The following is a 262-nucleotide window of genomic DNA, read 5'->3' as shown; positions in this document are numbered from 1 at the left end:
GCAAATGTTTCAATTCTTGATGATGGAACACTTGATTTTTCACAGTCAGTATTTAAGAACAATCCTTCAATCCAAAAGGAATTACAAAAAGTAGTAAAAACAATACCAGACGGAAATGACGCATACCAACTACATATTTTCAAAAAAACTATAGATGAAATGGTAGATTATGGCGTATCTGGGGAAGGGCTAAAAGGAAATGCAAAAACAATTCTAAAAGCTCTACGATCATACGCCGATGACGCACTTGATACTACTTTCC

General features: G+C 34.7%; 1 protein-coding gene. It reads left to right on the top strand.

The window, feature by feature from the left end:
• Nucleotides 1-262, top strand: a 262-nt coding sequence (locus tag NCS02_RS36230) for a hypothetical protein (RefSeq protein WP_250523715.1), incomplete at both ends; no start/stop codon positions are given.

The organism is Caballeronia sp. NCF2 (assembly GCF_023631205.1).
Taxonomy (GTDB): Bacteria; Pseudomonadota; Gammaproteobacteria; order Burkholderiales; family Burkholderiaceae; genus Caballeronia; species Caballeronia zhejiangensis.
Note: the sequence above shows the minus strand (reverse complement) of the source record. Positions and strands in the feature narration are given on the sequence as shown.